The organism is Parasynechococcus sp. (genome assembly GCF_042954245.1).
GTDB lineage: Bacteria > Cyanobacteriota > Cyanobacteriia > PCC-6307 > Cyanobiaceae > Parasynechococcus.
In genome coordinates this window covers 1-3,322 of the sequence record NZ_JBGKDP010000076.1, presented here as the reverse complement: position 1 = coordinate 3,322, position 3,322 = coordinate 1, and the positions used below count along the sequence as shown (strand labels likewise).

The following is a 3,322-nucleotide window of genomic DNA, read 5'->3' as shown; positions in this document are numbered from 1 at the left end:
AGAACAACGCCGTCAAATACAACTTCTACCGGTTCAGCTGCGGTCGCGACCGCAGGCTCGACACTATCTGGGGCGACAACTCTCGCTCCGGTAACGCCTGGGTGAATTAGAGCTGCTGCAGCCTCAATCCTCTGCCGAGCGCTCGCGGGTGCGCGCACGGTCGCTCAGCCAGATAATCACCTGTGTGACCGTCCACGCGAGGGCGACACCCAGCAGGATCGAGAGCAGTGACTCCACAGCACAGCACGTGAGGACACCGACAAGTGCCGGATGCTCCTCAATATGCTGATCTGATCAAGGATTGCGTGGGGACTGTTGCGATCAGTCGCTTGCTTTGACGTCCTTGTCTTGGACTGGTTGTGTCGTGGCCTGAGGATTGGATGTTGCCTTGTTGGCCAAGGAGGCTTCTAGGCGCTGCAGCTGCGCTTCGCGCAAGGCATCAGAAATGCTGAGGGTGCGGTCAGTCATCGATTGGCGTTCTCGACAGCGGCAGGCTCAGGGCCTAGTACGATCGAAAGGGGGCCTACAGATCTGAATACTGATGAAATCTAGACGTCCAGGGAGCAACGTCCAGGGAGCAAAAGTACTTACTTCAGTGTCTGGCAACACGTCCGCGCCCAAACGCCAGCGCGATCTACGGCTTGCCAAACCATTGCCGCCGTGGCTGTGAGTACGGAAGTACTGATTCATGGGCGGCGTATGTCGGTTGACCACGGTGATTTCGCGGTGAAGGCGGAGGCTCCATTTCTCCATGTCCGCCCAAGGGTACTTTGTGATCGTTGGTGGAGACCAGCTCGATCAAGGGGATTGGCGGATGGGGCAGGTAGATCTTTTGCGAAGGAAGTGCTCGTCATCCCAGGCTCCCGTCTCTATTCCGGGTGGCTGATGTGGATACGGGCGTCATCAAGTGGATCAATGCCGACACGGTCTCGGATGTGATCTGGTCGATGGATGAATGGCCCATCAGTACGCCTGCTTCTGAGGAGCGTTGATCAAGGGGAAGAGGTATGTATCCATACGAACGACGCAAGCTTGACGGCTGCCCTATGAAGGCTGTGTAGCGGTTGCTACAAAACGTTCGCCCCCTTTGCACGGGCATAGGCACTCCACGCTACTGAACGGGGACTTGGATTTCTTCGAGGAACATCCAATGACGGTACTTCTCTATCGAGGTCACGCCTACGCAGCTGCGGCATCAGCACCCAAAACCTGCGTTGAGCTGACCTACCGACGCGAGCACTACAGCACCTGCCGGGAGGAGGTCGCGCGCGACGTGCACCCGACTCTTACCTATCGAGGCGTCTTTTACACCGAGTAGGCCGAAGTTCCTTTCAGGCCTTTCCCCTGCCTTTGGTGGTTTTTTGTTGGGCCGCTGGGTGAGTCGCCGGCCACGATCCAAGCGGGATTTCGTCATCGTATGAGCGAAACAGTCAAAGCCCGCCAGTGGGAACGGACCTCACCGCCATCGTGATCTCCTCGGTGTTTTTGGGGGTGGGATTTGTGATTGCCAAGTTCTTCCCCGAAGCCGCATTGTTGGCGGCGGTGTTCTTGGTGGGGCTGGCGATTCTCAACGTCGCCCTTGTCCTTGTGGCCTGATGCCCAAAAAAGGGGGGTGTTCCCTAGACCCCCCCGCGTTAGACGCATTGCTCCTTCACCGAAAGAAGCTCCCGAAGGATGGCTTGTGCTTGCTATGCCGGTCGTGGCCATCACGACAAAATGGTTCTGGTGTGAGGGACCCAAGACCAAAACCAAGAAAAAGGAGCCGTGCTCTGCGGACGTCCTCGTTGCGTTGACAGGGGTCGCACCATGGACATGTTCATAGTGAACTTTTTCATGGTAAACATCCGCGAGATGGTCAATACCCATCTGCTTGTCACATTTAAGCTGATCAATAGCGCTGTTCTGGTCGCGATCGCTCTCTTGACTCTCTGCGCTGCTGGTTCACTGCGCGAGATTTCGGGCAGGTCTGCTGCTCCAGCGATTGTTACCTGATCAAATCTGGTCGAATTCCTTAAGAAACCAACACTCAATCTGTTGAAAAGATTAAGCGCGGCAACTTGATTGATTCAGCAAGTTCTCAGTGAACAGACGGGTTTCCGGCCATCGACGAAGCTTCTACTCATGTTTACGATCAGGCGGCGAGAGGAGGATTGTATGTATTTGCTGACCATTAAGGATGGTCTTGGCACCCGTCACATTGGTCCCTATGCGTCTCCGAAGCATGCATCGGATGATCTAGATCGGGTTTTGGAAACTTGCTCCGAGCGAGCACGGTGGCAGATTCATGCACTTGAAACCCCAGACCGCTCCCTCGAATTGCAAGCGGTTGCTTCCTGATCGGGCGCGCCCTGATCATCCCTGACGTCGCCCAGGAAAGCCTCGGGGCAGCCCGCTGTCGATCATCAGGCCGATGCCGGCGTTGATGCAGATCAGGCTGAGGGTTCCGTACCAGAACCACGGACCTCCGTCCTGGCCCAACATCTGAACCACCTTGCGGCTCACCGCTTCGCCGAACAGGCAGAGGCCCACTGGGAGCAGCAGCACCCCCAGCTGTGCCTTGATGTACCAGCGCACCGGGGAGCAGCTCATGACTGGGCCAGCACCCAGTTCACCAGGGTGCGCACCCCGTAGCCGGTGGCACCAGCGGGATTGACCCCTTTGCCTTTGTCACTCCAGACCGGTCCGGCGATGTCGATGTGGGCCCAGGCGGTGTCTTTGGCCACGAACTCCTTGAGGAACAGGGCTGCTGTGATCGAACCACCGGGCCGCGGGCCGGTGTTCTTCATGTCGGCCAGCAACGACTTCAATCCATCCCTGTAGGACTGCCGCAGTGGCATGCGCCAGAGGCCTTCACCGCCCGTCTGAGCGGCGGCATCGAGGGCCTCTGCCAAGTTGTCATTGTTGGACCACAGCCCAGCCATCTCATCACCCAGGGCAATGACGCAGGCTCCGGTGAGGGTGGCTAGATCCACTACGGCATCGGGCTTCTGCTCACAGGCGTAGAGCAGCGCATCGGCGAGGGTGAGGCGGCCTTCGGCGTCGGTGTTGTTGATCTCAATCGTCATGCCGTTGGCAGCTGTGACGATGTCGCCGGGGTGGACAGCGGAGCCATTCACCATGTTTTCGCAGGAGGCCACCACCATGTGCACCTCCACGCCGGCCGGCTTGAGCTCAGCGATGCTGCGCATGGCACCGATTACAGCGGCACTGCCACCCATGTCGAACTTCATCATGTCGATCTGGGCCGTCCCCACCTTGAGGTTGTAACCGCCGGAATCGAAGGTGAGGCCTTTGCCCACCAGGGCAACGCGGCTTTTCACCT

The 3,322-nt window shown here is 58.1% G+C and carries 7 protein-coding genes and 1 pseudogene; 5 read left to right on the top strand and 3 right to left on the bottom strand.

Annotated elements, in window-relative coordinates; translation table 11 throughout:
- Positions 1-110: pseudogene (locus tag ACGVJ8_RS03630) on the top strand (peptide-methionine (S)-S-oxide reductase); the annotation flags it as partial.
- Between the two features lie 211 nt (positions 111-321).
- Here ACGVJ8_RS03630 and ACGVJ8_RS03625 read toward each other — a convergent pair.
- Positions 322-468 carry a hypothetical protein gene (locus tag ACGVJ8_RS03625; RefSeq protein ID WP_392345537.1) on the bottom strand — a complete coding sequence of 49 codons (147 nt, stop codon included), beginning with the start codon at positions 466-468 and terminating at the stop codon, positions 322-324.
- A gap of 410 nt (positions 469-878) precedes the next feature.
- On the opposite strand from ACGVJ8_RS03625, the gene ACGVJ8_RS03620 reads away from it, so the two are divergent.
- From ACGVJ8_RS03620 to ACGVJ8_RS03605, 4 genes are all read left to right on the top strand, one after another.
- Complete coding sequence (locus ACGVJ8_RS03620; protein WP_392345535.1) at positions 879-992, top strand: DUF3104 domain-containing protein; 114 nt, start codon at positions 879-881, stop codon at positions 990-992.
- Positions 993-1,150: 158 nt separating this feature from the next.
- Positions 1,151-1,318 carry a DUF4278 domain-containing protein gene (locus ACGVJ8_RS03615; RefSeq protein WP_392345533.1) on the top strand — a complete coding sequence of 56 codons (168 nt, stop codon included), beginning with the start codon at positions 1,151-1,153 and terminating at the stop codon, positions 1,316-1,318.
- A 125-nt stretch (positions 1,319-1,443) separates the two neighbouring features.
- Positions 1,444-1,596 (top strand): hypothetical protein, encoded by a 153-nt coding sequence (locus ACGVJ8_RS03610; RefSeq protein ID WP_392345532.1) that lies wholly within the window; start codon positions 1,444-1,446, stop codon positions 1,594-1,596.
- 558 nt (positions 1,597-2,154) lie between these two features.
- Entirely contained in the window at positions 2,155-2,337 is a 183-nt protein-coding gene (locus ACGVJ8_RS03605; protein ID WP_115010059.1) for a hypothetical protein, read from the top strand.
- Positions 2,338-2,352: 15 nt separating this feature from the next.
- Here ACGVJ8_RS03605 and ACGVJ8_RS03600 read toward each other — a convergent pair whose 3' ends face one another.
- On the bottom strand, positions 2,353-2,589 hold the full coding sequence (locus ACGVJ8_RS03600) for a hypothetical protein (protein ID WP_392345529.1): 237 nt from the start codon (positions 2,587-2,589) through the stop codon (positions 2,353-2,355).
- Positions 2,586-3,322: leucyl aminopeptidase (locus ACGVJ8_RS03595; RefSeq protein WP_392345527.1), on the bottom strand; the 737-nt coding region annotated here is incomplete at its 5' end. The genes ACGVJ8_RS03600 and ACGVJ8_RS03595, both read right to left, overlap by 4 nt.